Annotated in this window: 4 protein-coding genes and 1 pseudogene; 2 read left to right on the top strand and 3 right to left on the bottom strand. The window is 68.3% G+C overall.

Features of this window, described 5'->3' with window-relative positions:
- Positions 1-1,172 (top strand): serine hydrolase domain-containing protein (locus tag WAL33_RS15920; protein ID WP_422182501.1); only part of this gene is annotated, 1,172 nt, incomplete at its 5' end.
- Between the two features lie 256 nt (positions 1,173-1,428).
- Entirely contained in the window at positions 1,429-2,130 is a 702-nt protein-coding gene (lexA, locus tag WAL33_RS15915; protein WP_422182500.1) for a transcriptional repressor LexA, read from the top strand.
- A 294-nt stretch (positions 2,131-2,424) separates the two neighbouring features.
- Here lexA and WAL33_RS15910 read toward each other — a convergent pair whose 3' ends face one another.
- The 3 genes and pseudogenes from WAL33_RS15910 to WAL33_RS15900 form a co-directional block, all read right to left on the bottom strand.
- Positions 2,425-2,661, bottom strand: a complete 237-nt coding sequence (locus WAL33_RS15910; protein WP_422182499.1) for a GFA family protein — start codon at positions 2,659-2,661, stop codon at positions 2,425-2,427.
- Positions 2,662-2,711: 50 nt separating this feature from the next.
- The gene (locus WAL33_RS15905) at positions 2,712-3,359 is read right to left on the bottom strand and encodes a glutathione S-transferase family protein (RefSeq protein WP_422182498.1); all 648 of its coding nucleotides are present in this window, start codon (positions 3,357-3,359) and stop codon (positions 2,712-2,714) included.
- Between the two features lie 16 nt (positions 3,360-3,375).
- Positions 3,376-3,664, bottom strand: a pseudogene (locus tag WAL33_RS15900) (competence protein ComEC); the annotation flags it as partial.

Genomic DNA, 3,664 nt, shown 5'->3' with positions numbered 1-3,664 from the left:
CGCCCAAGCCGGTCCAAGTCGCGGCGGCGACCGCCGCGCCGCCAGCGCCGCTGGTGCTGCCCCTGACGCCCGAGGATTGGCGGGGCGCGATCGACTATCGCGCCCTGGACGCCCGCATCCGGACGATGATGGCCGACAGGACCATGGAAGGCCTGGCGATCGCCGTGGTCGAGAACGGCCGCCTGTCGTTCGTGCAGGGTTACGGCCTCACCTCGGCGCGAGACGGCGAGAAGGTCGACGCCGACACGATCTTCCGCTGGGCCTCGTTGTCCAAGACCGTGGCCGCCACGCTCAGCGCCGATCTGGCGCGGGACGGGGCGTTCTCGCTGAGCGATCCCCTGGGCAAGTTCAACACCAGCCTGCGCCTGCCCGCCGACGCCCAGAACACGCTGACGGTCGAGCAATTGCTGTCCCAGCGCACCGGCCTGCCCCGGAACGCCTATGACGGCTGGCTCGAAGGCGGACGGGATCCGCGGGAGATCCGCACCAGCCTGGCGGCCGTGCCCCTGCTCTGCCCGCCCGGCACCTGCCACAGCTATCAAAACATCGCCTATGACGCGATCCGCGAGGTCCTGGAGACCACGACCCACCAGCCGTACGCCGAGGCCGCGCGCCAGAGGCTGTTCCTGCCCCTGGGCATGACCAGCACCACCATCGGACTGGACGGACTGCAGAACGCCAAGCATTGGGCGCGGCCGTCCCGCAACGGCCACGCCACGCCTCTGGTCGACGCCTATTACCGGGTGCCCGCCGCGGCCGGGGTCAACTCCAACATCGTGGACCTGGCGCGCTGGATGCAGGCGCAGATGGGAGAGGCGCCCGCCGTCCTGCCGGCCACGGTGCTGGCCGACATCCAGCGCCCGCGCGTCAATACGGGACGGCCCTATGGCAATTCGCCCCTGGGTCGATCGCTCGAACACCCCGGCTACGGCCTGGGCATGCGCAGCTTCACCTATAAGGGCCGCCGGTTGATCGGCCACAGCGGGGCGGTGGACGGCTATCGCTCGACCATGATGTTCGACCCGGCCACCAAGACGGGCGTGGTGATGCTGTGGAACAGCGAAGGCAACCTGCCCTTCAAGCTGCAGGCCGAAGTCTTCGACAGCGCCTATCACCTGCCATTCACCGACTGGCTGCAGTTGAAGACCCACGCGTCGACCGTCGCGCCCTGATCCTCGACGAGCGGCGGCCTGCCGGCACAACGGAATCAGAGCCGCTTCCGCCACCGCATCAAACACCGACTGATTCCCCATCGGCGCGGACAAGGTCCGGGATCCAAACCTGCTCCCCCCTCCTTCCGAGCCTGTATTTGCTGGAGAAATCCCCCGTTCCGTCGGCGAACAGCGTTAACTTGACATCAACAAAGAACACCTAGAGAACATTCACAGAGGTTTGCGGTTTGTTCCGCGACGACTGGCGAGGCCGGACATGCTGACGCGCAAGCAGCACGAGCTGCTGATGTTCATCCACGAACGGATCAAGGAGACCGGCGTCTCCCCTTCCTTCGACGAGATGAAGGAGGCGCTGGATCTGGCGTCCAAGTCGGGAATCCACCGGCTGATCACGGCGCTCGAGGAACGCGGCTTCATCCGCCGCCTGGCCCATCGGGCTCGCGCGCTGGAGGTGGTCAAGCTGCCGCAGCAAGCGACCATGGCCGCCCCGCCCAAGGGACGCGGCCCCTTCAACCCCCGGGTCCTGGAAGGCGGCGGCCAGGCGCCGGCCGCCTCCGCCCCGATCGCCGCCGACAACACCCGCGAGCTGCCGATCCTGGGCCGCATCGCCGCAGGCACCCCGATCGACGCCATCCAGCACGAACGCGAGCGCCTGCCGGTGCCCGAAACCATGCTGGGGGCCGGCGAGCACTATGTGCTCGAGGTTCAGGGCGACTCGATGATCGAGGCCGGCATCCTCGACGGCGACTATGTGATCATCAAGAAGGGCGACACGGCCAACAGCGGCGAAATCGTCGTGGCCCTGGTCGGCGAAGAAGCCACGCTCAAGCGTCTGCGCAAGAAGGGCGGCTCGATCGCCCTGGAAGCCGCCAACCCCAAGTACGAAACCCGCATCTTCGGTCCCGATCAGGTCGAGGTGCAGGGCAAGCTGGTGGGGCTGATCCGGCGGTATCACTAGATTTTTGATCCGCTCATCCCGGCGAAAGCCGGGACCCAAGCCGAGCCAGACGGTTCGCTCGGATCGATACGTCAAACCCCGCTTGGGTCCCGGCTTTCGCCGGGATGAGCGGGGTTTTTGTGTTCAAGACGCCATCCCCGCCGGCCTGTTCTCCACATATTGCGGCACGTTCAGCGGCGGCAGCCAGGGTTCGCGGCGCTTCACCCAGATCTCGTACTGCGGCGTGAACTGGCCTGTCTGGTCCAGGCCGCCCAGGTGGATCTCGATCTCGCCGTCGCCCTCGCCTTCCGCCGTCTAGAACAGCGGAGAGCCGCAAGTCGGACACCCGTGGATTAAGCCGTGTTCGGCGCCGGTCCAGACCGTCGGCGAGCCCTCGATCCGCACCTTGTCGCGCCGAAAGGCCGCGAAGGCGTTGAACGGCGCGCCATGACGCTTGCGGCAGGTCAGGCAGTGACACACTCCCACCCGCAATGGTCCGCCGTCCGCCACATATCGCACCGCCCCGCAGGCGCAGCCGCCTTCCCGTTCCATGATCGCCTCCACTGTCCTCCAGCCCCTAACGCCTGGCCCGGCCCTCAAGCTCAGAAGGCCCGTTTCCCCTTGAGCTCGCCGAACGGGACCATCACGTGCTCGCGATAGGCCGGACGGGCCGTCAGGCGGCCGTACCAGGCCTCCAGACGCGGCAAGGCAGGCCGGTCGATCTCCAGCTCGAAATAACGATAAAGGTGCGCGCCGATGGCGATGTCGGCCAGGGACAGGGTCTCGTCGACAACGAACGGCCGATCGGCCAGTTGAGCGTCCACCAGGGTCAGGCAATGCGCGGTTTGCTCCAGCGCCCTGGCCACGGCGGCTTCGTCGCGCTGGGCTTGCGGCGTTCGATACCAACCCCAGAAGACGCCGCTCAGGAAGGCCGGCTGCAACGCCGTCTGCGCCCAATCCATCCAGCCGTCGATCGGCGCGCGGGCGGCCGGGTCGGCGGGCCAGAACCGGTCCCCGCCATGGGCGGCCGCCAGATAGCGCAGGATGGCGTGCGACTCCCAGACCACGACCGCGCCGTCCTGGATCACCGGAACCTTGCCGTGCGGGTTCATCGCGCGGAAAGCGGGCGTGTCGAGTCCGCCGACGTCGCCGCCGGCCGGGATGTGTTCGTGCGGCAGCGCCAGCTCGCCGACCAGCCACAGCACCTTCTGGACATTGGCCGAACTGCGCCGTCCCCAAATCCTCAACATCGGACCGTCGGCATGCCTAGCGCTCCGCTACGCCGCTCCAGGGCCGAACGCCCCTCAACGGCTGGGCCCAGACGATCCACCAATCCCCGTTCCGGCGATAGAGTTCGGCCGCCCCGCCGACGGCGAAATCGTCGGCGTCCAGCACGACGCGGTCGCGGCAGGCCGGCGGCGTGAACGGCGCGGCGCCCCGCAGCACCACGATCTGCGCCTCGGCGCACATCGCCGCCAGGCCCTCGGCGTCGGGCGCGGTCTTGCTCCACGACAGGGCCAGGGGAACGGGCGCCGCGGCGGTCGGGACGCAGGAC

The organism is Caulobacter sp. (assembly GCF_049283275.1).
GTDB lineage: Bacteria > Pseudomonadota > Alphaproteobacteria > Caulobacterales > Caulobacteraceae > Caulobacter.
The sequence above is the reverse complement of the archived record's forward strand: the minus strand, read 5'-3'. Positions and strand labels throughout refer to the sequence as shown.

What these genes read in the sequence shown, in the direction of transcription:
- lexA (WP_422182500.1), top strand. Translation starts at nt 1,429, where the DNA reads ATGCTGACGCGCAAGCAGCACGAGCTGCTGATGTTCATCCACGAACGG.
- WAL33_RS15910 (WP_422182499.1), bottom strand. Translation starts at nt 2,661, where the DNA reads ATGGAACGGGAAGGCGGCTGCGCCTGCGGGGCGGTGCGATATGTGGCG.
- WAL33_RS15905 (WP_422182498.1), bottom strand. Translation starts at nt 3,359, where the DNA reads ATGTTGAGGATTTGGGGACGGCGCAGTTCGGCCAATGTCCAGAAGGTG.